The 26034-nt window shown below is 72.4% G+C and carries 23 protein-coding genes and 1 tRNA gene; 13 read left to right on the top strand and 11 right to left on the bottom strand.

Translation table 11 applies throughout. The features are described 5' to 3' along the window. Nucleotides 1-586 precede the first annotated feature (586 nt). Both IF45_RS0115250 and IF45_RS0115255 read left to right on the top strand, forming a co-directional pair. Entirely contained in the window at nucleotides 587-1978 is a 1392-nt protein-coding gene (locus tag IF45_RS0115250; RefSeq protein ID WP_026235452.1) for an NAD(P)/FAD-dependent oxidoreductase, read from the top strand. A gap of 243 nt (nucleotides 1979-2221) precedes the next feature. After that, complete coding sequence (locus IF45_RS0115255; protein ID WP_030307920.1) at nucleotides 2222-3688, top strand: SAM-dependent methyltransferase; 1467 nt, start codon at nucleotides 2222-2224, stop codon at nucleotides 3686-3688. 107 nt (nucleotides 3689-3795) lie between these two features. Here IF45_RS0115255 and IF45_RS0115260 read toward each other — a convergent pair whose 3' ends face one another. Together IF45_RS0115260 and IF45_RS0115265 are read right to left on the bottom strand one after the other, a co-directional pair. After that, nucleotides 3796-6321 (bottom strand): ABC transporter permease, encoded by a 2526-nt coding sequence (locus tag IF45_RS0115260; protein WP_030307921.1) that lies wholly within the window; start codon nucleotides 6319-6321, stop codon nucleotides 3796-3798. Nucleotides 6322-6392: 71 nt separating this feature from the next. Beyond that, a complete protein-coding gene (locus IF45_RS0115265) occupies nucleotides 6393-7166 on the bottom strand; it encodes an ABC transporter ATP-binding protein (protein WP_003950359.1) in 774 nt (257 codons plus the stop codon). Nucleotides 7167-7805: 639 nt separating this feature from the next. Between IF45_RS0115265 and IF45_RS0115270 the strand changes: the two genes are divergently transcribed. After that, a tRNA-Leu gene (locus IF45_RS0115270) sits at nucleotides 7806-7888 on the top strand. A 43-nt stretch (nucleotides 7889-7931) separates the two neighbouring features. Here the strand turns inward: IF45_RS0115270 and IF45_RS0115275 are convergent. Next, on the bottom strand, nucleotides 7932-8537 hold the full coding sequence (locus IF45_RS0115275) for a GrpB family protein (protein ID WP_008417708.1): 606 nt from the start codon (nucleotides 8535-8537) through the stop codon (nucleotides 7932-7934). 195 nt (nucleotides 8538-8732) lie between these two features. Here IF45_RS0115275 and IF45_RS0115280 point away from each other — a divergent pair, with 195 nt between their 5' ends. From IF45_RS0115280 to IF45_RS0115300, 5 genes are all read left to right on the top strand, one after another. Beyond that, nucleotides 8733-9701 (top strand): ABC transporter ATP-binding protein, encoded by a 969-nt coding sequence (locus IF45_RS0115280; protein ID WP_234344724.1) that lies wholly within the window; start codon nucleotides 8733-8735, stop codon nucleotides 9699-9701. A gap of 101 nt (nucleotides 9702-9802) precedes the next feature. Next, the gene (locus IF45_RS0115285; RefSeq protein ID WP_030307923.1) at nucleotides 9803-10597 is read left to right on the top strand and encodes an ABC transporter permease; all 795 of its coding nucleotides are present in this window, start codon (nucleotides 9803-9805) and stop codon (nucleotides 10595-10597) included. 9 nt (nucleotides 10598-10606) lie between these two features. Next, nucleotides 10607-10873 (top strand): helix-turn-helix transcriptional regulator, encoded by a 267-nt coding sequence (locus IF45_RS0115290; protein WP_003950363.1) that lies wholly within the window; start codon nucleotides 10607-10609, stop codon nucleotides 10871-10873. Between the two features lie 325 nt (nucleotides 10874-11198). Next, a complete protein-coding gene (locus IF45_RS0115295) occupies nucleotides 11199-12131 on the top strand; it encodes a Bax inhibitor-1/YccA family protein (RefSeq protein ID WP_030307929.1) in 933 nt (310 codons plus the stop codon). 92 nt (nucleotides 12132-12223) lie between these two features. Next, entirely contained in the window at nucleotides 12224-12535 is a 312-nt protein-coding gene (locus IF45_RS0115300) for a hypothetical protein (RefSeq protein WP_003950365.1), read from the top strand. Between the two features lie 76 nt (nucleotides 12536-12611). Here IF45_RS0115300 and IF45_RS0115305 read toward each other — a convergent pair whose 3' ends face one another. The 3 genes from IF45_RS0115305 to IF45_RS0115315 form a co-directional block, all read right to left on the bottom strand. After that, on the bottom strand, nucleotides 12612-13412 hold the full coding sequence (locus tag IF45_RS0115305) for a hypothetical protein (RefSeq protein WP_003950366.1): 801 nt from the start codon (nucleotides 13410-13412) through the stop codon (nucleotides 12612-12614). Nucleotides 13413-13739: 327 nt separating this feature from the next. Next, the gene (locus IF45_RS0115310) at nucleotides 13740-14960 is read right to left on the bottom strand and encodes an acetyl-CoA C-acetyltransferase (protein WP_003950367.1); all 1221 of its coding nucleotides are present in this window, start codon (nucleotides 14958-14960) and stop codon (nucleotides 13740-13742) included. 410 nt (nucleotides 14961-15370) lie between these two features. Further along, nucleotides 15371-16420, bottom strand: coding sequence for an SGNH/GDSL hydrolase family protein (locus tag IF45_RS0115315; protein WP_030307932.1), 1050 nt, complete (start codon nucleotides 16418-16420; stop codon nucleotides 15371-15373). A gap of 149 nt (nucleotides 16421-16569) precedes the next feature. Here IF45_RS0115315 and IF45_RS0115320 point away from each other — a divergent pair, with 149 nt between their 5' ends. The 4 genes from IF45_RS0115320 to IF45_RS0115335 all read left to right on the top strand — a co-directional run bounded on the left by IF45_RS0115320 (nucleotide 16570) and on the right by IF45_RS0115335 (nucleotide 20757). After that, nucleotides 16570-17967, top strand: a complete 1398-nt coding sequence (locus IF45_RS0115320; protein WP_008417695.1) for a cystathionine beta-synthase — start codon at nucleotides 16570-16572, stop codon at nucleotides 17965-17967. A gap of 648 nt (nucleotides 17968-18615) precedes the next feature. Beyond that, a complete protein-coding gene (locus IF45_RS0115325) occupies nucleotides 18616-19053 on the top strand; it encodes a hypothetical protein (protein ID WP_008417691.1) in 438 nt (145 codons plus the stop codon). 154 nt (nucleotides 19054-19207) lie between these two features. Further along, nucleotides 19208-20041 carry a MurR/RpiR family transcriptional regulator gene (locus IF45_RS0115330; RefSeq protein WP_015507238.1) on the top strand — a complete coding sequence of 278 codons (834 nt, stop codon included), beginning with the start codon at nucleotides 19208-19210 and terminating at the stop codon, nucleotides 20039-20041. Between the two features lie 176 nt (nucleotides 20042-20217). Next, complete coding sequence (locus tag IF45_RS0115335; RefSeq protein ID WP_030307934.1) at nucleotides 20218-20757, top strand: hypothetical protein; 540 nt, start codon at nucleotides 20218-20220, stop codon at nucleotides 20755-20757. A 42-nt stretch (nucleotides 20758-20799) separates the two neighbouring features. Here the strand turns inward: IF45_RS0115335 and IF45_RS0115340 are convergent, their stop codons facing one another. From IF45_RS0115340 to IF45_RS0115360, 5 genes are all read right to left on the bottom strand, one after another. Next, on the bottom strand, nucleotides 20800-21174 hold the full coding sequence (locus IF45_RS0115340) for a hypothetical protein (protein ID WP_003950372.1): 375 nt from the start codon (nucleotides 21172-21174) through the stop codon (nucleotides 20800-20802). Between the two features lie 56 nt (nucleotides 21175-21230). Beyond that, complete coding sequence (locus IF45_RS0115345; protein ID WP_008417684.1) at nucleotides 21231-21740, bottom strand: roadblock/LC7 domain-containing protein; 510 nt, start codon at nucleotides 21738-21740, stop codon at nucleotides 21231-21233. A gap of 38 nt (nucleotides 21741-21778) precedes the next feature. Continuing rightward, nucleotides 21779-22534 carry a hypothetical protein gene (locus IF45_RS0115350; protein ID WP_015507237.1) on the bottom strand — a complete coding sequence of 252 codons (756 nt, stop codon included), beginning with the start codon at nucleotides 22532-22534 and terminating at the stop codon, nucleotides 21779-21781. Between the two features lie 50 nt (nucleotides 22535-22584). Continuing rightward, on the bottom strand, nucleotides 22585-22995 hold the full coding sequence (locus IF45_RS0115355) for a hypothetical protein (RefSeq protein WP_008417680.1): 411 nt from the start codon (nucleotides 22993-22995) through the stop codon (nucleotides 22585-22587). 375 nt (nucleotides 22996-23370) lie between these two features. Beyond that, on the bottom strand, nucleotides 23371-24387 hold the full coding sequence (locus tag IF45_RS0115360) for a LacI family DNA-binding transcriptional regulator (protein ID WP_010642932.1): 1017 nt from the start codon (nucleotides 24385-24387) through the stop codon (nucleotides 23371-23373). A gap of 316 nt (nucleotides 24388-24703) precedes the next feature. On the opposite strand from IF45_RS0115360, the gene IF45_RS0115365 reads away from it, so the two are divergent. Further along, nucleotides 24704-26014, top strand: a complete 1311-nt coding sequence (locus IF45_RS0115365) for an ABC transporter substrate-binding protein (RefSeq protein WP_030307937.1) — start codon at nucleotides 24704-24706, stop codon at nucleotides 26012-26014. Nucleotides 26015-26034: the final 20 nt, after the last annotated feature.

The raw sequence follows: 26034 nt of genomic DNA on the forward strand, positions 1-26034 counted from the left end.
ACGGCCTGGAGAAGGGTACCCGTCGATCCGGCCCGGAGCCGCCCGGCCGGATCGCGGGCTCCGGCGGCGGGGGCAGGTTCACGGGTGCGGTCCGCCCCTCGTCCCGACGCTCCCGGCGCGGTGGCGCGCCCCGGCGCGGGCGCCCTCGCGCACGCCCTTCAACCCCGGTGCCGCACTGCCCGTTTGAGCGTCGCGGGCACGGGCCTGAGCGGCCCCTGAGGGCCGTCCGGGGGGTCTCTCCGGCATGCCGTCGGGAAACTTCGTGAACTTCTTCACAAGAGAAAGTGCTCCGATGGGCGAAGTCGAGGGCCTTTCGGCCTCCATCTGGGCGACTCCGGGCCCCAACCCTCTGTGCATGGGGTGTTTCCCGCGCGTTGCCTGGGGATGAAAGGCCGGCCGGGCTCCTGCCCCCGGAAGAGGCGAGCGGGCAGCTCACAGGGGGTGGGGAACGTCCGAAGGGGGATGGTGGTTCCGCCACGCGGACATGACCTGGGTCACGCGGGCCGCGCAGTGTAGCAGAGGGGGTGGGGAACCTTGTGAAGGGGCGCACGAACCACCCCCCATGGACGGGTGGATACTCGATGGCATGAGCACCACGGAGCGTCCCAGGATCCTCGTTGTAGGCGGTGGGTACGTTGGCTTGTACGCAGCACGACGCATTCTGAAGAAGATGCGCTACGGCGAGGCGACCGTCACGGTCGTCGACCCGCGCTCGTACATGACGTACCAGCCCTTCCTCCCCGAAGCCGCAGCCGGCAACATCTCGCCGCGCCACGTCGTCGTCCCGCTGCGACGTGTACTGCCGAAGGCCGAGGTGCTGACCGGCCGGGTCACCACCATCGACCAGGACCGCAAGGTTGCCGCCATCGCGCCGCTGGTCGGCGAGGCGTACGAGCTGCCTTTCGACTACCTCGTCATCGCGATGGGCGCGGTCTCCCGCACCTTCCCGATCCCCGGCCTCGCCGAGCAGGGCATCGGCATGAAGGGCATCGAGGAGGCCATCGGCCTGCGCAACCACGTCCTCGAGCAGCTCGACAAGGCTGACTCCACGACCGACGAGGAGGTCCGCCGCAAGGCGCTGACCTTCGTCTTCGTCGGCGGTGGCTTCGCCGGGGCCGAGACGATCGGTGAGGTCGAGGACCTCGCCCGGGACGCCGCCAAGTACTACAACAACGTCTCCCGCGAGGACATGCGGTTCATCCTCGTGGACGCGGCCGACAAGATCCTCCCCGAGGTGGGTCCGAAGCTCGGCGCGTACGGCAAGAAGCACCTGGAGAGCCGGGGCGTCGAGGTCTACCTCTCGACCTCCATGGACTCCTGCGTCGACGGCCACGTGGTGCTCAAGAACGGCCTTGAGGTCGACTCCTCCACCATCGTGTGGACCGCCGGTGTGAAGCCGAACCCGGCGCTCAGCCGCTTCGGCCTGCCGCTCGGCCCGCGCGGGCATGTCGACACCGCCGCCACGCTCCAGGTGCAGGGCACGGACTACATCTGGGCGGCCGGCGACAACGCGCAGGTCCCGGACATGATCGGCCGCAAGAACGGCAACCCGAACGCCTGGTGCCCGCCCAACGCGCAGCACGCGCTGCGGCAGGCCAAGGTCCTCGGCGACAACGTGATCTCCGGCATGCGGGGCTTCCCGCAGAAGGAGTACAGCCACGCCAACAAGGGTGCGGTCGCCGGTCTCGGCCTGCACAAGGGCGTCGCGATGATCGTCATGGGCAAGATGAAGATCAAGCTCAAGGGCCGTCTCGCCTGGTACATGCACCGCGCGTACCACGGCATGGCGATGCCGACGTTCAACCGCAAGATCCGCGTCTTCGCGGACTGGACCCTCGGTATGTTCCTCAAGCGCGAGGTGGTCTCCCTCGGCGCGATGGAGACGCCGCGCGAGGAGTTCTACGAGGCGGCCAAGCCCGCCCCGGCCCCCGCCGCCAAGGCGGAGGAGTCCGAGTCGGCCAAGGCCAAGGCGTCCTGACGTCCTGACCGCACGCTGAATGCTCCCTGAGGGGGCGCTCGCCGTCCGTGGTGCGAGCGCCCCTTTCGGCGCGCCATATAGATGGCCTCTACATGTATTTTGCGGATTCCTTACCCGGAACCGGGACTGCGCGAGCCCCCCATCGGTGTTCACATGTGTACGTACAGCAGCGGCCGCGTCCGCACGCGCGGCCGGCCACCGACACAGGAGCTCAGGCACACCGAACCCGGAAGGTGACGCGTCATGCACGGTGCCGCCCAGCGGCTGGCCACACACGCCGAACAGATACTGGGAGCCCCCCTCCCGGTCCGCCTGCGCGCCTGGGACGGCACCGAACACGGCCCGCCCGGAACCCCCGTGATCATCCTCCGCAACCGCCGGGCCCTGCGCCGCATCCTCTTCAAGCCCGGCGAACTCGGCCTCGTGCGGGCCTGGGTCTCCGGCGACCTCGCCATCGAGGGCGACCTCTACGAGGCGCTCGACCTCCTCGCCGGAGTGGTCTGGGAGACCGAACGTCCCCCACTCGGCCCCCTCGACGCCGTCCGGGACCCGCAGGTGCGCGCCGCCGCCCTCGACGTCGCCCGGCTGGCCGGGCCCTTCCTCCCGCCGCCGCCCCCGCCCGAGGAGGCCCCCGTCCGGCGCCGCCTCGGCAGCCGCCACACCAAGGGCCGCGACCGCAAGGCCATCAGCCACCACTACGACGTCGGCAACGACTTCTACGAGCGGGTCCTCGGCCCCTCCATGGTCTACTCGTGCGCCTACTGGCAGGGCGACGCCACCCTGGAGAGCGCCCAGCGCGACAAGCTCGACCTGATCTGCCGCAAGCTCGGCCTCGCCCCCGGCATGCGCCTGCTCGACGTCGGCTGCGGCTGGGGCTCGATGGCGCTGCACGCCGCCCGCGAGTACGGCGTCCAGGTCGTCGGCGTCACCCTCTCGCGCGAACAGGCCGCCTACGCCCGCAAGCGCGCCGCCGAGCAGGGTCTGGCCGACCGCGTCGAGATCCGCGTCCAGGACTACCGCGACGTCCGGGACGGGCCCTACGACGCGATCTCCTCCATCGGCATGGCCGAGCACGTCGGCGCCGTCCGGTACCTGGAGTACGCCGAGGACCTGTACGCCCTGCTCAAGCCCGGCGGCCGGCTCCTCAACCACCAGATCGCCCGCCGCCCCCAGGACGACGAGGCCGCCTACCACGTGGACGCCTTCATCGACGCCTACGTCTTCCCCGACGGCGAACTCGCCCCCGTCGGCTCCACCGTCGCCCAGCTGGAGCGCGCCGGCTTCGAGGTCCGCGACCTGGAGGCGCTGCGCGAGCACTACGCGCTGACCCTGCGGGCCTGGGTGCGGAACCTGGAGGCGAACTGGGAGGAGTGCGTCCGGCTGGCCGGGGCCGGCCGGGCCCGGGTCTGGCTGCTCTACATGGCCGCCTCCGCCCTCTCCTTCGAGCGCAACCGGATCGGCGTCAACCAGATCCTCGCCGTCCGCACCCCCGCCGAGGGCCACCCCGGGCTGCCGCTGCGCGCCCGGAAGTGGACCGCCCTCTCCGCCCGGAGCGACACCGGCCGGGACTCCACGTCACCCGGCCGGCCCGACGGCGGCGCGGCCGGCCGGGACGAGGCCGGCGCCCGCCGCGAGGAGCCGGGCGGTCGCGCCCCGGGCTCCGGCGACGACGGGACCACCCCGGCACCCCGGTCCCCCGAGTCGGTCTGAGGCCACCCCGCCCTTCGCGCGTACGGCGCCGGGCCCCGCCCCTGCGAACAGGGGCGGGGCCCGGCGCCTCGCTCGTACCGCCGCCCGTCCCGGGCGGTCCGGCCGGTCTACTCGGTCTTGATCGCGGTGAGCATGTTCAGCCGGGCGGCGCTGCGGGCCGGCCAGAGGGCGGCCAGGACACCGACCAGCCCGGCCAGCGCCAGGAAGATCGCGATCCGGTCCCACGGCAGCACCAGCTCGTACCCGGGGACGGACTCCGCGATCGTCTCGCCGATCGCCCAGCCCAGGAAGACCCCGAGGGCGGTGCCGAGGACCGCGCCGAAGAGCGAGATCACCACGGCCTCCAGCCGGATCATCCGCTTCACCCGGCGCCGGTCCAGGCCGATCGCCCGCAGCATCCCGATCTCCTGCTGCCGCTCGAAGACCGACATGGCCAGCGTGTTGACCACACCCAGCACCGCGATGATCAGGGCCATCGCCAGCAGGCCGTACATGATGTACAGCATCGTGTTGATCATGCCGCCGAAGGCGTTGCGGATCTCCTGCTGGTCCATCACGTCGATCGCCGGGTTGTTGCCGAGTGCGTCCACCAGGGCCTGACGGGCGGAGTCCGAGGGGCCGCCGTCGGTGTTGACCCAGATCTCCATGATCATCGGGGCGGCCTCGTGGGCGTCCGCCACCGCGCGGTCGATCAGGACGCTGTCGAGGAACTCGTTGCCCTCGAAGGTGGCGCCGACCTTCAGCTCGCCCTTCTTCTCGTCGTCGAAGGTGACCGGGAGCGTGTCACCGACCTTCCAGCCGCGCTTGTCGGCGGTCTTCGTGTCGACCGCGATCGCGCCGTCCTCGAGCGTGGCGAGCGAGCCGTCGACGACCTTGAGGTGGAAGACCTTGTCCACCGCCGCCGGCGTCACCGACGAGGCGCCCAGGTAGTCGTCCTCGAACTGGAAGCCGGCCGCCTGCTTCGGCGACACCGCGCTCACGCCGTCCGCGCCTTCCAGCGCCTTCAGGGCGGAGGAGTCCATGGGGCGGCCGGAGGCCATCGTCACCATGTAGTCGGCCCGGATGTGGTCCGTGGTCATCCGGTCGATGGCCTGGCCGACCGTGAGACCCAGCACCGACAGGCCGGTGACCAGGGTCAGCCCGATGGCGAGCGCGGAGGCCGTGGTGCCGGTACGGCGCGGGTTGCGCACCGCGTTCTGCGCGGCCAGCTTGCCGGAGACGCCGAACACCTTGGTCAGCAGCGGCCGGACCGCCGCGATCACCGGCCGCGACAGCAGCGGGATCAGCACCATCACACCGAGCAGTGCGAAGAAGGCGCCGCCCGCGATCAGGTACCGGCCGTCCCCGCCACCCTTCGAGGCGCCCGCGACGATCGCCACCGCGCCCGCCGCCGTCACGATCGAACCGATGGTGTTCCGCACCACCAGGGACTTCACCGTGGCCACCGCGTGCACGCTGTTCATGGCGGCGACCGGCGGGATCTTCGCGGCCCGGCGGGCGGGCAGCCAGGCCGCCAGGACGGTGATCACGACGCCGACGCCGAAGGCGGAGCCCACCGCCACCGGCGAGACCACCAGCGGACCGGCGGGCATCTCCGCGCCGAAGGCGTCCATCGCCGAACGCAGCGCCACCGCGAGCCCGAGCCCGAGGCCGAAGCCGACCGCCGAGGCGACGAGACCCACCAGCGCGGCCTCGGCCAGCACCGAGCGCTTCACCTGGCGGCGGGAGGCGCCGACCGCGCGCATCAGCGCCAGCTCACGGGTGCGCTGGGCGATCAGCATGGTGAAGGTGTTGGCGATCAGGAAGACACCGACGAAGAGGGCGATCCCCGCGAAGGCGAGCAGCATGGTGTTGAGGCCGGTCAGCCCCGACTCGATGTCCTTGGCCTGCTCCTCGGCGAGGGCCTGTCCGGTCTGCGCCGTGGCGTCCTCGGGCAGCAGCGCCTCGACCTTCTCCAGCAGCGCGGTGTCCGAGGCGCCGGAAGCCGCGGTGACCGTCACGTCCTTGAAGTAGCCCGGGCGCAGGTACTGCTTCTGGGCGGTGCGCTGGTCGAAGAGGACCAGGCTGCCGCCGGCGTTGACCGCGCCGTCCTCGGTGGTGAAGACGCCGGAGAGGGTCAGCTCCTGGACGGGCCCGTTGGTGGCGACGCGGACCTTGTCGCCGACCTGGTACTCGCCCTGGTCGGCCGTGGCCCGGTCGAGCGCGACCTGGCCGGCCTTCGGGCCCTTGCCGTCGGTGAAGGTGTACTGGGGGTCCTTGCCGTCCGCGCCCGGGGCGAAGTTGGCGCCGGTGTTGGACCAGCCGCTGCCGATCAGCTTGCCGTCCGGGTCGGCGACGCCGGCGAAGCCGGAGACCCGGCCGTGGGCCGCGGCCACGCCGTCGATCCCCTGGATCTTCTCCAGCGTCGCGGCGTCGATGCCGGTCTTCTCCTGGTCGCGCTGGTCCGCGTAGGTCTGCACGGAGACGGCGACGTCGTCGTAGCTCTTGGCGGACTGGTTGCGCAGGGCGTTGCCGAGGGTGTCGGTGAAGACCAGGGTGCCGGAGACGAAGGCCACGCCGAGCATCACGGCGAGCACGGTCATCAGCAGCCGGGCCTTGTGCGCAAGGACATTGCGCAGGGCGGTACGGAACATGAGGAGTCCTGGGAAGGAAGGGGCGCGCCCGGTGGGCCGCGCGGGACGGAGGAGTGAGCGGGGGCGCGGTCCTAGCTGGTGCGGCCCTTCGCGTCGAACTCCTTCATCCGGTCCAGCACGCTGTCGGCCGTCGGCCGGTGCATCTCGTCGACGATGCGGCCGTCGGCGAGGAAGACCACGCGGTCCGCGTAGGAGGCGGCGACCGCGTCGTGGGTCACCATCACCACGGTCTGGTGGAGGGTGCGCACGGAGTTGCGCAGGAAGCCCAGCACCTCGGCGCCGGAGCGGGAGTCCAGGTTGCCGGTGGGCTCGTCGCCGAAGATGATCTCCGGCTGCGAGGCGAGCGCCCGGGCCACCGCCACGCGCTGCTGCTGGCCGCCGGAGAGCTGCGCCGGACGGTGCTTCAGCCGGTCGCGCAGGCCCACCATGTCGATGACCTGGTCCAGCCACGCCTGGTCGGGCTTGCGCCCGGCGATGTCCATCGGGAGGGTGATGTTCTCCAGGGCGGTGAGCGTCGGCAGCAGGTTGAACGCCTGGAAGATGAAGCCGATCTTGTCCCGCCGCAACTGCGTGAGCTGCTTGTCCTTCAGCGCCCCCAGCTCCGTGTCACCGATCCGCACCGAGCCGCCGTCGAAGGTGTCCAGCCCCGCCACGCAGTGCATCAGCGTGGACTTGCCGGAGCCCGAGGGGCCCATGATCGCGGTCAGCTCGCCCTGCCGGAAGTCGATGGAGACCTGGTCCAGCGCGACCACCCGGGTCTCGCCCGTGCCGTACACCTTGCTGAGTTCGGTGGCGCGGGCGGCCACCTCGGTGGACCTGGAGGCCAGAGGGGTGGTGGTGGTCACGGGGAAGCTCCTGTCGGTGGGGGCGGCGCGGACTCGTGGCTCCCGGCGTCTGCCCGGCGGGCGGACACGGCAAGCCACCCCTGTTCCTGAGGCCGGGGTGAGTCGTCTGACGGTCTGCGTCCATCCTTCCTGCCGGAACCCCGCCGGCCATCACCCCCCAGTTCCCTTTCGCGTGCCACTCCGTGGGGTGACCCGGGGAGCCGCCCTCATACCTGGGTATGACCCTCCGCCCGCCCCGACCCTGACGGCCGCCCCTGAGACGGGTCCCCGGGAAGCCCCGCGCGGCCCCGGGAAGCCCGGGCGTCAGGAGACCCTGATCACGCTTTCCGGTGGTTCTCGTGGCCCGCCCCGTGCCCCGGTACCGGCGCCGCTCGGTAGGCCCGGGGGAGGCGCCGCGGCCCAACCCGCCACGGAGGCAATGATCTTCGACCGCCGGCTGGTCGCATTCCGGTCATTCTCGGTCCGGGCCGCCTTCGGCCGGGTGTGGGGAGTGCCTGCCGAAGGGCGGCGTGGGGGGAGCACGCGATGTTCTGATGCACCCTCAGGCGCCAATAAAATAAGACAACATCGGCTTGAGGGCCCGCTGTCCGAGTGACTTGTCCGGATAGGCTCACACCGCGTATATGCGGCCCCCAGCTTGCCCGGATGGTGGAATGCAGACACGGCGAGCTTAAACCTCGCTGCCCTTCACGGGCGTACCGGTTCGAGTCCGGTTCCGGGCACATCCGCACCCAGCCTCCGGGCCGCGTGAGCCCCCCGCCGCCCTCACCCCGCCCGGCGCAGGATCTCCGCCACCACCTCGCTCTTCGCGTCCGCGTACTGCTGCGTGTACGTCCAGCTCCGGGCGGACAGCTCGCGCTTGGTGCGCGCGTACAGGTCGCGGTCGGCGGCGTCGGCGCGCAGGTGGTCGCGGAAGCGGAGCATCCGCACGGTCTCGGGGCAGTCCTCGGGGAAGACGTGCAGGTTGACGGCGTCCGCCGCGGGGTGTCCTGCCGCGCCCCTGAGCAGGCGGTGCGCGTACCAGTCGGGCTCGCGGATCGTCAGGCGCAGGCCGAGCGGGGCGAGCGCCGGGACGTAGGCGTCCTCGTCGGCCGGGTCGGGGACGGTCAGGACGAGGTCCAGGACCGGTTTGGCCGGCAGTCCCGGGACCGAGGTCGAGCCGGCGTGGTCCAGGCGGTGCGGGAGAGGGGTCAGCCGCTCGCCGATCCGGGCCGCCAGTGCCGCGTACGCCTCGGGCCAGCGCGGGTCGTACGGCACGAGGGTGACCGGTCCGTCCAGCCGGGGCGGGGCGGTGACGTATGCGGCCTCGATCTCCGTGTCCGTCATGGGGGTGCGGTCCTCGGGGCGGGCGGGGGGCTGCTGGTCAGGCATGAGGGCTCCTAGCGGGCGGGGCGGTGGCCTTCCTGGATTCTGCCGCTCGCGGCGGGCCCTCGCCGCCGCCCGCCGGCTTTGCCTTTTCCTGACCTTCGGCATACCGAACACTGGAAGAGATGTAGTACTCCTGCTACGTTTCATCGCAGTAGCAAGACGGGGAAGTGAAGGTACGCACGGATGGGGGAGCCGGAGATGGCGTTCGACAGCGGGGGCACGGGCGGGGGCGGCGAAGTCGTCGTCGACGTGCGGGACCTGTGGATGAGGTACGGGGAGAAGGACGTGCTGCGCGGGGTCTCGTTCGAGATCCGGCGGGGCGAGGTGCTGGGGCTGCTCGGGCCCAACGGCGCGGGGAAGACGACGACGATCGAGATCATGGAGGGGTTCCGGCAGCCCTCCTCCGGCCACGTCCGGGTGCTCGGCGAGGACCCGCTGCACGGCGGGGACGCCTGGCGGGCGCGGGTCGGCGTGGTGCTCCAGTCCTGGCGCGACCACAGCCGCTGGCGGGTCGGCGCGCTGCTGGAGCAGTTCGCCTCCTACTACCGGCCGTACGCCGGGCGCGACGGGTACCCGGGGCCGTACGAGGTGGCGGAGCTGCTGGCGCGGGTCGGGCTCTCCGACAAGGCGGAGACCCGGGTCGGGGCGCTCTCCGGCGGCCAGCGGCGGCGGCTCGACGTCGCGGTGGGGATCGTCGGCCGGCCGCGCCTGCTCTTCCTGGACGAGCCGACCACCGGCTTCGACCCGAAGGCGCGCAGCGACTTCCACGACCTGGTCCACGCCCTCGCCGACCTGGAGGACACCACCGTCCTGCTGACCACCCACGACCTCGCCGAGGCGGAGAAGCTCGCCGACCGCATCCTCATCCTCGACGGCGGCCGGATCGTCGCCGACGGCAGCGCGGAGCAGCTGGCCCGGCAGGTCGCGGGCGAGGACGAGGTCCGCTGGACGCGCGACGGCGTCCGCGAGGTCCACCTGACACCGGACGGCACGCGGTTCACCCGCGAGCTGTTCGAGCGGTACGGCGCGGAGATCACCGAGCTGGAGGTGCGCCGGGCCAGCCTGGAGGACACCTACCTGCGGATGGTCGCGAGGAGCGAGGCGGGGCTGGAGGAGCCGGCTCCGGACCAGGAGACGGTCAAGGAGCGGACGGGGGAGCCGGCATGAGCGGGACAGTGAGCGGAACGGGCGCGCGGGAGCGGGGAGCGGCCCGGCCCGCCCGGGGCGGAGGGTACGGACCAGGGGTCCGGCGTGGCTGCACGGAGTTCATGAACTCCCTGCGCACCCCGACCGACGTGGGCTACTACGTCATCGGTTCGGCGGTCTTCCTCTTCGTCATCCTCCGCAACCGGGACACCATCGACGAGACGACCGGCCTCAGCGCGGGCGCGCTCATGCTGCCCGGTGTGCTCGCCTTCTCGATGATCTTCGCCGCGCTCTTCGGGCTGGCGACCGCCGTCGCCACCGAGCGCGAGGACGGCACGCTGCTGCGCGCCAAGTCCCTGCCGCACGGCACCACCGGCTATGTCGTGGGGCAGAGCACCAGGACCGCGCTGGAGGTCTGCTTCTCCCTCACCCTGCTGCTGGTGCCCGGCCTCATCCTGCTCGACGACGGCTGGTCCGGCGGCGTGTGGGGGGTGCCGCACGCGGCCTCGCTGCTGGTGCTCGGGGTGCTCGCCTCGACCCCCCTCGGCTTCGCCGTCGGCTCGCTGGTCAAGAATCCGCGCACGCTCGGCGGCTGGGGGTTCCTGTTGATGGGCGGCATGGTCGCGATCTCGGGTACGTTCTTCCCGCTGTCGGTACTGCCCGGCTGGGCGGCCGGGCTCGCGCAGGTCTTCCCCCTCTACTGGCTGGGGCACGGTCTGCGCTCGGCGATGCTGCCGGACGCCGCGGCCGCCGGAGAGATCAACGGAACCTGGCAGGTGTGGGAGAGCTATGCGGTCCTCGGGGCCTGGGCGCTGCTCGGGCTGGTCCTCGCGCCCGTGCTGCTGCGCCGGATGGCGCGCAGGGAGTCGGGCGCCTCGATGTCCGCGCGCAAGGAGACCGCGCTCCAGCGGTACTGAGGTGAACCGATGACGCCCCGTACGGAGGGGGCGGGGTCCGGCGCGGCCGCCGCGCCGGACCCGGTCCACAACCGCATCGCGATGCTCCGCGTCGAACGCCAGGTCACGCGCCGCCAGCTCGCCGACGCCCTCGGTGTCCACTACCAGACCATCGGCTACCTGGAGCGCGGCGAGTACAGCCCGAGCCTCCACCTCGCCCTGCGCATCGCCGCCTACTTCGAGGTGCCGGTGGAGTTCATCTTCTCGCTGACTCCGTTCGCCCCGCTCAAGCCGTGACCGGCGGGGTCCCGGCGTGCGGGGTGGGCCCATTCCCGTCGGCCGTGAGGTGAAGGTCACCCGCCCGGCGCCCCGGTGCCGGGCGTCCTCGTGCGCATCCCGGCCGGCGTCGGGCGTGGTTGCCCGCGCGCACCCTGCCCCGCCTGCGAAGACGTCCCCCGCTCGGCGTCACGGCGAGTTGCCCTGGAGTACCCGCTTTGGGGGTTTGACCCCGGGGGATTTCGGTCAAGAGCGCGGAAAGATCCTTCCCAAGCAGTAGGGTCATTCTTTTGCCCACCCATTACTCTTGGGCCAAGGCCACGCAGGGTGGCCACGGAGGAGTGAGATGAGGAGCAGCAACCCGGTCTTCTCGCGACGGGGGTTCAGCCGCGACAACGGCCACGCGCAGTTCAACGCGGCGCCGCAGGCCGGGGGCCCCGCCGTCGGAACGCAGCAGGGCAACCCGTACGCGGGCGGCAACCCTTACGCGGGCCAGAACCCGTACGCCGGTCAGAACCCGTACGCCCAGGGCGACCAGCAGACGTACGCCAACCCGTACGCGCAGGACCAGTACGGCGTCCAGGCGCCCACCACCGACCGTATGACGATGGACGACGTCGTCATGCGCACGGCGACGACCCTCGGCACGCTGATCGTCACGGCCGCCCTCGCCTGGTGGTTCCTGCCGATCGACCCGGCCAACATGGGCAAGTCGTACGGCATCGCCATCGGCGCCGGTCTCGTCGCGATGGTGCTGGCGCTCGTCCAGTCGTTCAAGCGCAAGGCCTCGCCCGCGCTGATCCTGGCGTACGCGGCCCTCGAGGGCGTCTTCCTCGGCGTCGTGAGCAACGTCGTCGACAACTACGTCGCCAACGGCGCGGCCATGCAGGCCGTCATCGGCACCATGGCGGTCTTCACCGCGGTGCTCGTGGCCTACAAGGCCGGCTGGATCCGCGTCAACCGCCGCTTCTACGGCTTCGTGATGGCCGCCGCGATGGGCTTCGTGCTCCTCATGGCGGTCAACCTGCTCTTCGCCGTCTTCGGCGGCGGTGACGGCCTCGGCTTCCGCAGCGGTGGCCTCGGCATCATCTTCGGCATCATCGGCGTCCTGCTCGGCGCCTGCTTCCTCGCCCTCGACTTCAAGCAGGTCGAGGACGGGATCGCCTACGGTGCTCCGCGCGAGGAGTCCTGGCTGGCCGCCTTCGGCCTGACCATGACCCTGGTCTGGATCTACATGGAGTTCCTGCGTCTGATCGCCATCCTCCAGGGTGACGACTGACGGTAGGTCGCACGCACGCCGAAGCGCCCCGCGGAGCTGTCCGCGGGGCGCTTCGGCGTTCCCCGGCCGCCCCAGGGCATAGGGTCGGCGGTGTGCTTGATACGACCCCGCTGACCAGTGCCGTGGACCAGTTCGCCGACCGGCTGCGGGCCGCGCCGCAGAGCAGGCTCCAGCGCGGCGCCGCCGCCGAGGCCCTGGAGCTGGCCCGCGAGCTGTCCGCCCGCGCCCAGCGCCTGGAGGAGCCCTCCGGGGAGGTGCGCGTGATGCCGGACGCCGGGATGTTCGCCGTCGCCGACCAGGTCACCGTCGCCGCCCACGACCTCGCCCTCGTCCTGCCCGGCGAGGCCGCCCTGGAGTCGGCCGTGGCCCGGGTCGCCGAGGCGCGGGAGCGGGCCGGGATCTGACGGGGCGTACGCGCGAGGTCCGCGCCCCCGGCGGGGACGCGGACCTCGGAATGCGGAAGGCCGGACGGCCGGGCGGTCAGACGGAGGCTATGACGCGGTCGGCCAGCAGATAGACGTTGTCCTCGCCGCAGGAGAAGGTCAGGGCGTACGCGCCCGAGACCCCGGAGCCGCCCAGCAGCACCGGCGCCTCACCGGCCCGCAGGGAACCCGCCAGCAGTTCGGCCGTCTCCCGGTGGCCCGGGGTCATGCAGAGGGTGGTGCCGTCGGCGAAGACGTAGACGTCCAGGGTGCCCAGCGGGCCCGGGCGTACGTCGGCCAGGGCGGTGCGGGCCTGTGCCAGCTCCTCCAGCACGGCCACCGTCGTCTCGTGGTCGTCACCGGCGGTCTCGCGCTCCACCGGGGTGGGGCGGACCGGGACGAAGTCCGGGTGCGAGGGGTGGCGGCGGCGGGCGGCGGCCAGCTCGGGGGAGTCCTCCTCCGGCTCGGCGGCCGGGAGGTGCTGGGCTGCCTCGGCGGCGTCCAGCGCGTCGAGCCCGGCCAGGTCGGCCTGGCGCGGGATGAACAGGTCGTCCACCAGGCCGTGCAGGCCGCCCAGGAGCGAGGGCGCGTCCGAGGCGTCCCGCGCCTCCTGCGCCGCCCAGAACGCCCGTGCCTCGGCCAGCTCGCGCTCCCGCTCCTCGGCGAGCGCCTCGGCGACGGCCTCGCGGATACCGTCCGCGTCGGCCCGGGCGGCCGGGACGGTGGCGCGGCCGGAGTGGGTGGCGTGCAGCTCGGCGCGGAGCGCCGCGATCTGCCGGCGCAGCCCGTGCACGGCGTGCAGGGCGACAGCCCCCACGGCCACCACGGCGGCGAGGGCGATCAGCAGGGCAAGGGTCATGGCGCTCACTGACGTACTCCCGGTTCGAGTCGGTCCCCGACTTCCTACATCAGCTTGAAGGGCGAACCATCCGGCTGTCAGTGCATTACGTCACGAAAGGGACAGGTCTTTCGGCGGGGCGGTCCCCCTCAACCCATAGTGACCTGCGGAAACGCTGATCCCTCGGGATATAGGTCACATCCTGGGGGAGATTGGATCACGGAATGGAGGAGGGGCGGGTGGTGCGGAAGGGGCGCGGTACGGCCACTCCCCTCCCCACCTGCGAAGGGTGGCCCGGCGTGCGCGCGGGGCCACCCTCCGTGGGTGGGACCTGGGGTCCCGGGGCTGTCAGCTGAGGCGCTCGATGACCATCGCCATGCCCTGGCCGCCGCCCACGCACATGGTCTCCAGACCGAACTGCTTGTCGTGGAACTGGAGGCTGTTGATGAGGGTGGTGGTGATGCGGGCACCGGTCATGCCGAAGGGGTGGCCCACGGCGATGGCGCCGCCGTTGACGTTGACCTTCTCCAGGGGCAGGCCGAGGTCGCGGTAGGAGGGGATGACCTGGGCGGCGAACGCCTCGTTGATCTCGGCGAGGTCGATGTCGTCGATGGTCAGGCCCGCCCGGCGCAGGGCCTGGTTGCTCGCCTCGACCGGGCCGTAGCCCATGATCTCGGGGGAGAGGCCGGAGACGCCGGTGGAGACGATCCGGGCCAGCGGGGTCAGGCCCAGCTCGCGCGCCTTGGTGTCGGACATGATCACCAGGGCGGCGGCGCCGTCGTTCAGCGGGCAGCAGTTGCCCGCGGTGACGCGGCCGTCGGGGCGGAAGACGGGCTTCAGGCCCGACACGCCCTCCAGGGTGACGCCGGCGCGCGGGCCGTCGTCCTGGCTCACCACGGTGCCGTCCGGGGTGGTGACGGGGGTGATCTCGCGCTCCCAGAAGCCCTTCTTGATGGCTTCCTCGGCGAGGTTCTGCGAGCGGACGCCGAACTCGTCCATCTCCTCGCGGGTGACGCCCTTCAGCCGGGCCAGGTTCTCGGCGGTCTGGCCCATCGCGATGTACGCGTCGGGCAGCTTGCCGTCCTCGCGCGGGTCGTGCCAGGAGTCCGCGCCCTGCTCGGCGACGGCGGCCGTACGGGCCTCCGCCTCGGCGAAGACGGGGTTCCGGGTGTCCGGGAGGGAGTCGGAGTTGCCCTTGGCGAAACGGGAGACCGTCTCGACGCCGGCCGAGATGAAGACGTCGCCCTCGCCGGCCTTGATGGCGTGCAGCGCCATGCGGCTCGTCTGGAGGGACGAGGAACAGTAGCGGGTCACCGTGCAGCCGGGCAGGTGGTCCATGCCCATCTGGACGGCGATGATCCGGCCGAGGTTGTTGCCCTGCTCGCCGCCGGGGAGGCCGCAGCCGAGCATCAGGTCGTCGATGTCACGAGGGTTCAGCTCGGGGACCTTGGCCAGAGCCGTCTCGATGATGTGGGCGGTCAGGTCGTCCGGGCGTACGTCCTTCAGGGAGCCCTTGAAGGCGCGGCCGATGGGGGAGCGGGCGGCAGAGACGATCACGGCTTCGGGCATCGGGCGGCTCCAGTCGGTACGGGGGCGGGGCTTCCTTGCGGAAGCTACCCGTACGTAGGGTGCGGGTCACCCACTCTGGGCTGTGACACGGACCGCACTTTCTAAGCGCTTGCTCACGGCCGCGGGGCCGAGCTACAGGGCTGGGGGTGCGGGGGCTGGGGTGGCCTCAGGCGCCGGCCGGGCTCAGTGGCCTCAAGCGCCGGCCGGGCTGGGATTGGCTGAGGTGATGCCTCAGCCGTCCGTCACCGATGGCCTCAAACGCCGGCCGGGCTATCGATAGCTCGGCCGGCGTCTGAGGCCACCTAGCCGGGCCGGCGCTTGAGGCCACTCAGCCGGGCCGGCGTTTGAGGCCAAGGAGCCCGGCCGGCGATTGAGGCCACCCCTAGCCGGGCCGGCGATTGAGGCCACACTCAGCCCGGCCGGCGATTGAGGCCACCCCTGTCAGGGGCCGGGGTCTGGGGGGTCGGGGTGGGGGAGGGCTCGTGGGGGATGCGGCGGCGTCGGCGGCGTTTGAGGAGGGCGAGGGGGCCTCGGGGGCCGGTGGCGGCGGTGACCTCGGTGCCGCCTTCGGAGGCGGCGCGGACGGCGGCGCGCGCCACGGGCAGGAACCCTTCGTCGCGGGCGGCCTCCGGCCGCTCCCCCTCGGGCCAGAGTCCGAGCGAGGCGCAGAGGGTGGGGAGCACCGCCATCGCCGCCGTCGCGTACCCCTCGGCGGAGGGGTGGTAGTTGTCGGGCCCGAACAGCTCGCGCGGGTTCTGCGCGAACTCGGGCCCGAGCAGGTCGCCGAGGGAGACGGTCCGCCCGCCCTGTTCCACCGTCCCGATGGTCTGGGCGGCCGCCAGCTGCCGCGAGGCCCGCCGGGCGAGCCAGCGCAGCGGCTGGTAGACGGGCTCGATGGTGCCGAGGTCGGGGCAGGTCCCGACCACCACCTCGGCCCCGGCCGTGCGCAGCCGCCGTACCGCCGAGGCGAGCAGCCGGACCGACTCGGTGGCGGCCATGCGGTGGGTGACGTCGTTGGCGCCGACCATCAGCACGCAGACGTCGGGCACCCACCCGCCGTCGGCCAGCGCCAGCGACACCTGACGGTCGAGGTCGTCGGAGCGGGCGCCGGGCACCGCGACGTTCCGCAGCTCCACCGGGCGCTCGGCGACGGCGGCGAGCCCGCTGGCCAGCAGCGCGGCCGGGGTCTGCCGGGACCGGTGCACGCCCTGCCCGGCCGCCGTCGAGTCGCCCAGCATCAGGAACCGCAGCGGCTCCAGCGGCGGCTCCCCGTCCGGGCGGAGGCCGAAGGCCCTCCCGTACACCCCGTCGGCGCGCGGCGGCGCGGCCCCGTTCCCCTGGCTCCCCACGGAGCGCTTGGCCAGCTGCGCCTCGGCCAGCAGCACCCCGACGCCGGCCACGCCGAGCAGTCCGATGCCGCCGCCGCCGTACGCCGCGCCCGCCGCGATCCGCCGTGCCACCCTCGCCCTCGACAACACCGGCAGCCACCTCCTCGTAGCCGTACACCCACACTGTGCCCCGCCGGGGCCGTGCGCCAATCCCCGGCGGCTTACGCTGTGCGCACCCATACAGCCCTGCGTTACGCAGTCATCGACGCCCGGAGACAACGGTGCACATCCACGACTCGATGGTCGATCTGGTCGGCAACACCCCGCTGGTCAGGCTCAACAACGTGACCGAGGGAATCCAGGCGACGGTCCTGGCCAAGGTCGAGTACTTCAACCCCGGCGGTTCCGTGAAGGACCGCATCGCCCTGCGCATGATCGAGGACGCCGAGGAGCGCGGGCTGCTCGGCCCCGGTTCCACGATCGTCGAGCCGACCAGCGGCAACACCGGCGTCGGCCTGGCCATCGTCGCGCAGCAGAAGGGGTACAAGTGCATCTTCGTCTGCCCCGACAAGGTCTCGCTGGACAAGATCAACGTGCTGCGGGCGTACGGCGCCGAGGTCGTGGTCTGCCCCACCGCGGTCGACCCGGAGCACCCGGACTCGTACTACAACGTCTCCGACCGGCTGGTCCGGGAGACGCCGGGGGCGTGGAAGCCCGACCAGTACTCCAACCCGAACAACCCCCTCTCCCACTACCACTCGACCGGCCCTGAGCTGTGGGAGCAGACCGACGGGAAGATCACCCACTTCGTCGCGGGCATCGGCACGGGCGGCACCATCTCCGGCACCGGCCGCTACCTCAAGGAGGTCAGCGACGGAGCCGTGCAGGTGGTCGGCGCCGACCCCGAGGGCTCGGTCTACTCCGGCGGCTCCGGCCGTCCGTACCTGGTCGAGGGCGTCGGTGAGGACTTCTGGCCGACCGCCTACGACCGGAACATCACCGACCGGATCGTCGCGGTCTCCGACAAGGACTCCTTCCAGATGACCCGCCGCCTCGCCAAGGAGGAGGGGCTGCTGGTCGGCGGCTCCTGCGGGATGGCGGTCGTCGCCGCGCTGGAGGTCGCCCGCGAGGCCGGCCCCGACGACGTGATCGTCGTGCTGCTGCCGGACAGCGGCCGCGGCTACCTCTCGAAGATCTTCAGCGACGAGTGGATGAACGACTACGGCTTCCTCGACCAGGGCGGCGACGAGCCCCGCGTCGGCGACGTGCTGCGCGACAAGGAGGGCGCCATGCCCTCCCTCGTCCACATGCACCCCGAGGAGACCGTCGGCGAGGCCATCGAGGTGCTGCGCGAGTACGGCGTCTCGCAGATGCCGATCGTCAAGCCGGGCGCGGGCCACCCCGACGTGATGGCCGCCGAGGTCGTCGGCTCGGTCGTCGAGCGCGAACTGCTCGACGCCCTCTTCGCCAGCCGCGCCGCCCTGGACGACCCGCTGGAGAAGCACATGTCGCGCCCGCTGCCGCAGGTCGGCTCCGGTGAGCCGGTCGCCGACCTGATGGCCGTCCTCGGCAAGGCGGACGCCGCGATCGTGCTGGTGGAGGGCAAGCCGACCGGCGTCGTCAGCCGCCAGGACCTGCTCTCCTTCCTCGCCCGCTCGGCCGGCACCGCCGTCAAGTGAGCCCCCGCGCGGCCCGCCTCCCGGACCTCCCGGAGCGGGCCGCGCTCCCCTTCGCACAAGTGGTACGAGCCCGACACGTCGGCGCAGCACCCGGTTAACACGCGTCCGGCACATTGGTGGGTGTCGGCAGGAGACAGCACACGACCACCGGGGGAACCCGGGGGCGATGGGCCGCTTCCCACCGGCACGCGAACGGCGTCACGGACCTCCGGAGCGGCTCCCGGACCTCCGCACGACGCCCGTGGGCGCGGTGCCCGGCCCTGACCCGGCGCCCGCCCCTCGCGGGGACCGCCGTCGTCCCGCCCTCCTGGGGCTCGCCCCGGGGGGTGCGGCGGTCCCCGCGCATCTCTCCTCCTCAGCCGGCCCTCGGACGGTACGAGCCGCCGTGCTCCACTCCGCGCCCGGGAATCGTCGTCCAGGCTGCGCGAGGGATTTTCCGCCTGGTGTCCCCCGTCACGGTCCGGCCTTTCGGCGGAACCATTCCCTTCGCTTTCGGATTCCGTCGGGAGGAACATCAGGGTCCGGTTCTTCGCGCGTTTCGGCCACGCGGAAATCCCTTGAACGGGCCGGTCCGGCGTTGTTACTTTCGGGGCGTCAACTTCACTGCTGCAAACGAGATTTGCACTGCGAGAGGTGTTCGTCTTGAAGATGCGCAAGGTCGGCAGGGCTTTCTTCGTGCTTTCTGTGGCGGCGGGTATGACCGTGGCGCTGCAGGGCTCGGCTTCGGCCGCGTCGTACACCTACCGGGCCACCGACGTGAGTGGCGGGCCGGACTGGAATCAGCTGAAGGCGTGTTCCTACGTCAACTACAACGGGGAGGCGGGACGGGCCTGCTTCCAGCCGAACGGTGACAAATTCTGGGTGCAGGACCTGAAGGCCGACGGGCATCACGTGGAGATGAATGCCCAGGTGAATGTCAACGGCAACTGGTACCACTGCCTGAATTACCACGGCAAGGCGGCCGGCTGGACGTCCTGCTCCTTCGCCACGGTCGTCCCGGAGAACGCGAGGATCGCCTACAACGTCTCCGTCTGGGAGGGGGACAAGCTGCTGCGCTCGGGCCAGCTGATCGCCGCCGACACGTAAATTCCCCGCTGTCGGAGCTCCCGGTGGCGGCCGGCCGTTCCGCCCCGGGGTCTCCGGGCGCCCCGGACCGTGTCTCCTGCCCCCGTCACCCTGTATAGGGTCATGCACAGCGCATGACGGATGAATGGCGGCGAGCTCCGAGGGGACGCGACCGATGACCCACAGCCCGGCCGGGAGGCTTCAGGGGCTCTTCGAGGGGCGGCGGCTGACGCCGACGCAGCGCAGGATCGCGCACTGCATGGTGCGCCATGCCGACGAGGTGCCGTTCCTGTCCAGCGTGGAGCTGGCGGAGCTGGCCGGGGTCAGCCAGCCGTCGGTGACCCGGTTCGCGGTCGCCCTCGGCTTCGACGGGTATCCGGCGCTCCGGCGCGACCTGCGGGAGCGGGCGCCCGGTGCCCCGTCCGCGCCCGCCGAGGCCAACGGCTACCAGCAGGCCGTCGAGGCCGAGGTCGCCAATCTGCGGCGGCTCGCCGACTTCCTCGCCGACCCGGCGCCGTTGCAGCGGGCCGGGCGGCTGCTCGCCCAGTCGCGTCCGCTGCCGGTGCTGGGGCTGCGGGCGGCGGCCGCGCAGGCGCGGGGCTTCGCCTACTTCGCCGCCAAGGTCCACCCGGACGTACGGCTGCTCGACGAGGGCGGCACCATGCTGGTCGACCGGATCGACGCGGCCCGGCTCGCCGGGGCCTCCGCGCTGCTCTGCTTCGCGCTGCCGCGCCACCCGCGCGAGGTGGTCGAGGCGCTGGCGTACGCCAGGGAGCGCGGGCTCACCGTGGTGACCGTGGCCGACTCGGCGTTCGCGCCGGTCGCCGCCGAGTCGGACATCCTCGTCCCGGGCGCGGTCGGGACCGGGCTCGCCTTCGACACGGCCTGCGCGCCGATGCTGCTGGGGCGGGTCCTGCTGGAGGCGATGTGCGACGCGCTGCCCGACGCGCAGGCCCGGATGGAGCGGTTCGACGTGCGCGCCGCCGACCGGGGGCTCTTCGCCGACTAGGACCGAATGGGACCGAAAGAGCCGCATAGGACCGAACAGAGGGGGAGGCCGGTGTTTCTCACCCGCGTCTCAGGAATGGCCGGTAACCTCCGGGCCCACACCGGCCCCGGGCGGCCCGGGGCGAGCGGCAGTGGGAGGAGCGGGAGTTGAGACGCGGAGCGCGGGGACTGGTACGGGTGGCGGTGGTCCAGCGGGCCGGGGCGGCACCCCTGTGGTGGCTCGGAGTGGTGGCGGCCGGCGCCGGGCTGGTCCCGGAGGGGCTGACCGGACGCCGTATCGGCGTCCTCGTCGGGGCCCTGCTCTTCCTACTGGCGGCGGCGGTGGTCGCGCTGGTGCGCGGTGGCCGGGCCGCCGCGCTGGCCGCGGAGGCCGAACGCGCCGCCCGCTCTGACATCCTCCAGGCCCGCTCGGTGACGGTACGCAACTGGCGGCGCGGGCACCGCTGGTGGCTCCTGCTCGCCTTCGCCGCCGCCCTCGGCAGCGCCTTCGCCCTGCCCGCCGCCGGCGGCATGGCGCTGGCCGGCTGGGGGGCGGGGCTGTGGCTGCGGGCCCGCGGGACCGGGCGGGTCGAGGAGGCGCGGGAGGTCCTGCTGTGGACCGCCGCCGACGCCCTCGGCCGGGGCGCGGGCGACCCGCTGGGGGCGAGGACGACCCGGCTGTGGACGACCGGCACGGAGGCGGGGGACGCGGCGCCCGGCGGCGGCCGGCGGCGCTGACCGCGCCGGGGGCGTCCCCCGTCCCGTACCGGTCCTACCGGCTCAGACCTCCAGTTCGGTCTCGATGCGGCGCAGCTGGTGGCGGGCCATGGCCAGGTTGGCGCGACCCGCGTCCAGCACCAGGTAGAGGAAGAGGCCGTTGCCGCCACGGGACTTGAGCAGGCGGATCAGGTGGTACTGGCCGCTGAGGGTGATCAGGATGTCCTCGATCTCCTCCTTCAGCCCCAGGTGCTCCATGGTGCGGAGCTTGGCGCGGACCACGTCGGTGTTGCCGGCCGCCGCGACCTCCAGGTTGAAGTCCTTGCCGCCGCCGAGGGTGCCCAGCGCCATGCCGCTCGTGTAGTCGACGAGGGCGACGCCGGTGGCGCCCTCGATGATGCTCATCGCTTCCTTGAGGGACGTTTCGGTGTTGGCCATGGGTGCGTTCCTTTTCTTCCTCGGATGGTTGCGCGTACGGGGTGATGCGGTGGGGCTCATACGGGACGCCGGGGCAGGACGCCCGGCGGGGTGCCGGTGGCCGGGCCCGGAGCCTGCGGCGGCGGGGCCGCCGGGCGGGCGGGCATGGCCGTGCGGGTGTGTTCGGGACGGGGCTGCGGGGTGGCCGCCCGTTCCAGGGCGGCGTCGACCAGGGCGCCGATCCGGGTCCCGGCGCGGCGGCCCTCCAGGTGGAGGCGGCCGACGTTGATGCGGTCCTCGGCGAGCAGGGTCAGCACCGCCGAGGAGCCCGCCGCGTACGTCGCCACGTACCCCTTCTCGCCGCGGACCAGGAGTTCGCGGAAGGAGCCGCGGGCGGTCGCGTCGGTGAGGCGGACCGCGACGCCGAGGGCGGCGGCGGTCAGGGCGGCGAGGCTCTCCGCCTCGACACCGGCCGTGTCCTGGGCGAGGACCAGGCCGTCGGCCGAGGCCGCCAGGGCGCCCGAGAGCAGCGGGACGCGGGCCCGCAGCCGCTGGAGTTCGTCGAGGACTTCCCGTTCGGCGGCCATCAGTTGTCTCCTCTCGGCACGCTGTCGGCGCGCACGTATCACAGGACCTCCAGGGCGTCTCGGAGCCGGCGCAGCAGGGCGATGTCCGGGTCGGGCGTCACCTCGGGGAGGACGGGGGCCCCGGCGCGCGGGCCGGACGAGCCGTCGTCTGGGCGGCCGCAGGACCGGACGGCGTCCAGCGCGCCCGCCGCCGCCAGCCGTCGTACGTCGACCAGGGTGTGGAAGGCGGAGCGGCCCAGTCCGCGGGCGATCTCGGCGGCGGACCGGGACCCGTCGACCGCGGCCAGGACGGCGCGGCGGCGCGGGGTCAGCGGCGGGGCGGCGGCGTCCGGGAGGCGGACCAGGGGGGCCGTGTCGACGGTGGCGTCCGGCCAGATGCGGTCCAGCAGGGCGCGGCGGCGCAGGGTCTCGCGCTCCACCGAACCGGCGGCGACCGGGTGGACCGGGCCGATCCAGTGCGAGACGCCGTACCGGAAGCGGGCCGGGGTGCTGGTCGGGGCGAGGGCGAAGAAGGCGGCGTCGTACAGGGCGCCGAGGTGGCAGAGTTCCAGTGCGCCGCCCGGCACCCGGCCGCTGTCCACCAGGTACGCCGCGACCCGCTGCCGTGCGCCGGCGGCGGCCACCGCCTCCCACCAGCCCGCTCTGGCCAGGGTGCCGCCGGCCGTGAGCAGGACGTCGATGCCCGGGGTCGCCGGGGACTCCGCGTGGACCACCTGGCCGTCGGCGAGGTAGAGGGTGCCGCTCTCGCGCATCAGGGCGCCGGTGGCGCGCTCCTCCGCGAGGCGCCGGAGCATCGGGGAGACCGCGGGTAACGGTGCGGTGGGGGCGGGGGAGGCCGGGGGTCTCATGCCAGGACCAGCCGCCGGGCCAGTTCGCCGAGGCGGATGCGGGCGAGAGCCAGGTTGCCTTCGGAGCGGTGCAGCCAGAGGTGGACGAAGACGCTGCTGTCGAAGTCGGTCTCGACGAAACGGAGGATGTGGTAACCCGCCGGGGAGGTGACGATGACGTCCTCGACGCCGGAGGCCGGGGGGTCCTCGTCAGGGGTCCCCGAGCGGGCCGACTCCTGGGCGAACGCGGGCTGTTCGGCGGCCATGCGGGCGACCTCGGCGGTCTCGGCGGCGGTGGCCTCGTGGTCGTCGTGCGGGGATTCGCCGATGGTGCCGAGGGCGAGGCCGCTCGTCCAGTCGACGACGGCCGCGCCGCGCGCGCCGGGGAGTTTCATGATGTCGAGCAGGCACTCGTCGATTCCGGGCATGCGGGGGGTTCCTCCCGGACTGGGCAGCGGCTGGGGGTGTGAGCAAGAGGCTACGCATGGTGGTGGGGGGCTTGGGGAAGTTCTGGCATTTTCCAGGGGTACTTGCGTTCGGGGCGATAAGGTTCGGCCCCGTTCGGCACGGGGGTTGCCGTGGACGGTGGCAGGGCTGTATGGGCATGGCTGTGCCACGGGGGTGGCCTCGGGGGCGGCCGGGCCGGATTCTGGGCGGGGCCGGCGGCTCCGGGTACCGGGCCGGGACGGTTCGGCCGGGGCCCGAGGCTCGTAGCCCGAGGCGCCTCAGCCTGCCCCGGAAGCCGCTAGCGGATCAGCCGAGTCGTGCCGGCCGGCCTGCCACCCGTCCGCCACGGGGCGGAGTCAGGAGGACTCCCGTACGACGAGTTCCGTCGGCAGGACGACGTGCTGCCGAGGCTGTCCGGGGTCGTCGATCTCCGCCAGGAGGATCTGGGCCATCGTGCGGCCGATCGCCTCGACCGGCTGGCGCACGCTGGTGAGGGGCGGGTTGCTGTGCCGGGCGATGACGGAGTCGTCGAAGCCGATCAGCGCCACGTCGTCGGGGACCCGCCGGCCCTGGCGGCGCAGTTCCGCCAGCGCGCCGGCCGCCATGACGTCTGAGGCGGCGAACACCGCGTCCAGACCGGGATCACGTTCAAGTAGTGAACGCATCGCGGCCTCGCCGCCGGCCTCGGTGAAGTCGGCGGTGGCCACCAGCGTCTCCGCCGCCTCGACGCCCTCGTCCCGCAGGGCGTCCCGCCAGCCGTCGAGGCGGCTGCGCGACACGTCCATGTCGAGGGGCCCGCTGATGGTGGCGATCCGGCGCCGCCCCCGGGCCACCAGGTGGGCGACGGCCGCCGCGGCGCCGCCCTCGTTGTCGGCGCGGACATGGCTGAGCGGCTCGCCGTGGGCGCGCCGGCCGGCGAGGACGGTGGGCAGCCCCATGTTCTCCAGCAGGCCCGGCAGCGGGTCCTGCTCGTGCACCGAGACCAGCAGCACCCCGTCCACCCGGCGCTCGGCGACCGACTCGGTGAGCTGGTCGCGCTCGGCCTGGTCGCGTACGAGGACCAGTTGGAGCTGGATCCGCCGCTCGGTGAGACCGGTGCTGACGCCGCGGATGACGGCGGAGAAGTAGGGCTCCGAGCCCAGCCGGCTCTCCGACTCGGGGATGACCAGGGCGACGGAGTCCGTCCTGCTGGTCACCAGCCCCCGCGCGACCGAGTTGGGCACGTAGTTCAGCTCCGCGATGGCGGCGAGCACGGCCGTCCTGGCCTCGTCGCTGACCAGCTCCGAACCGTTGATGACGCGGGAGACCGTGGTCCGTCCCACGCCCGCACGCGCGGCGACGGTCTTGATCGTCGGGCGTTGCCTGCTGCCCATGGAGCCTCCCTCGCGCCAGGTCGGTCAGACCGTGATCCGCCGGGCGGGGCCTGGCCGTGACCTGCCGCCGTTCGCCTGCGCATTCTGCCAGAACGCCCCTGCGGCCGACGGGGTCGGAGAGCGGCGGGCGGACATCCCCCCGAAACAAAGTCGCGTCAACTTCTTGACACAGCCTTTCGGCGGCGGCCAGTCTTCGAGCTCCCAAGTGGGTACGTTCCCACCGTCAGTTGGGAACGTACCCACTACGCAAATCGGCCTTGCGGGACAGCTACGCGGGCTCGAACCCCGGTGCGTGAGCGCCGCTGAGGAGGACTACATGCCCAGAACCCGCAGGAAGCCGCGTACAAGAGTCGTCGCCGCCATCTCCGCGGTGTCGGCCCTCGGGTTGCTCGTCGGCTGCTCAGGCGGTGGCGAGAGGACCGGCGGCGGCCGGAAGGACGGCAAGGTCACCATCAGCATGGGGCTGTACGGCGTGATGGGCTTCAAGGAGACCGGGCTGCTCGACAAGTACATGGAGGAGAACCCGGACGTCGTCGTCGAGGCGGAGATCGCGGGCGACGAGCAGACCTACTACACCGCGCTCCAGACCCATCTGGCCGCCGGCAGCGGGCTGAAGGACATCCAGGGCATAGAGATCGGCCGGGCCAAGGAACTGGTCGACACCCAGAAGGACAAGTTCGCCGACCTGTCCGGCGTGAAGGGGACCGACCACTTCCTGCCGTGGAAGCAGAGCCAGGTCACCTCGGGCGACGGCAAGGTCATCGGCCTCGGCACCGACATCGGCCCGATGGCGGTCTGCTACCGCAAGGACAAGTTCGAGGAGGCGGGCCTGCCCACCGACCGCGACGAGGTCGCCAAGTTGTGGGAGGGCGACTGGGCGAAGTACGTCGCTGTCGGCGAGCGCTTCAAGGAGGGCGCCAAGGGCGACAAGGTCGCCTTCATGGACAGTGCCAGCGGACTGTTCAACGCCATGATCTACGGCGGCCCCCAGCAGTTCTACGACAAGGAGGGGGAGCTGGTCTACGCCGACAACCCCGTCGTGAAGGACGCCTGGAAGCTGGCCTCGAAGGCCGCCACCTCCGACCTCACCGCCAAGCTCCGGCAGTTCCAGCCGGGCTGGGACCCCGGGCTCGCCAACGGCACCTTCGCCACCGCCGTGTGCCCGGCCTGGATGCTGGCGCACATCAGCGAGAAGGCCGGCGAGGCCAACAAGGGCAAGTGGGACGTGGCCAAGGCCCCCAAGGGCGCCAACTGGGGCGGCTCGTTCCTCGGGGTGATGGAGGACAGCCCCGTCAAGAAGGAGGCGCAGGAACTCGTCGCCTGGCTCACCGCGCCCGAGCAGCAGGCGTTCCTCTTCCAGAAGCAGAGCCTCTTCCCCTCGTCCCGGACCGCCCTGGAATCCCCTGAGGTCGCCGGCGCCAAGTCGGAGTACTTCAACGACGCGCCGATCGGCGAGATCTTCGGCGCCGCGGCCCGGGAAGTCCCCGAGGAGCAGGTGCTCGGCCGTAAGGACGGCACCATCAAGGACATCTTCTCCCAGGGCCTGACGCTGATCGAGTCGCAGAACAAGAGCCCCGACGACGCGTGGAACACCACGGACGAGCGCGTCAAGAAGGCCGTCGGCTGACCCGGGGGGCCCGGCCCCCC

It is taken from the genome of Streptomyces albidoflavus (assembly GCF_000719955.1).
Taxonomy (GTDB): Bacteria; Actinomycetota; Actinomycetes; order Streptomycetales; family Streptomycetaceae; genus Streptomyces; species Streptomyces albidoflavus.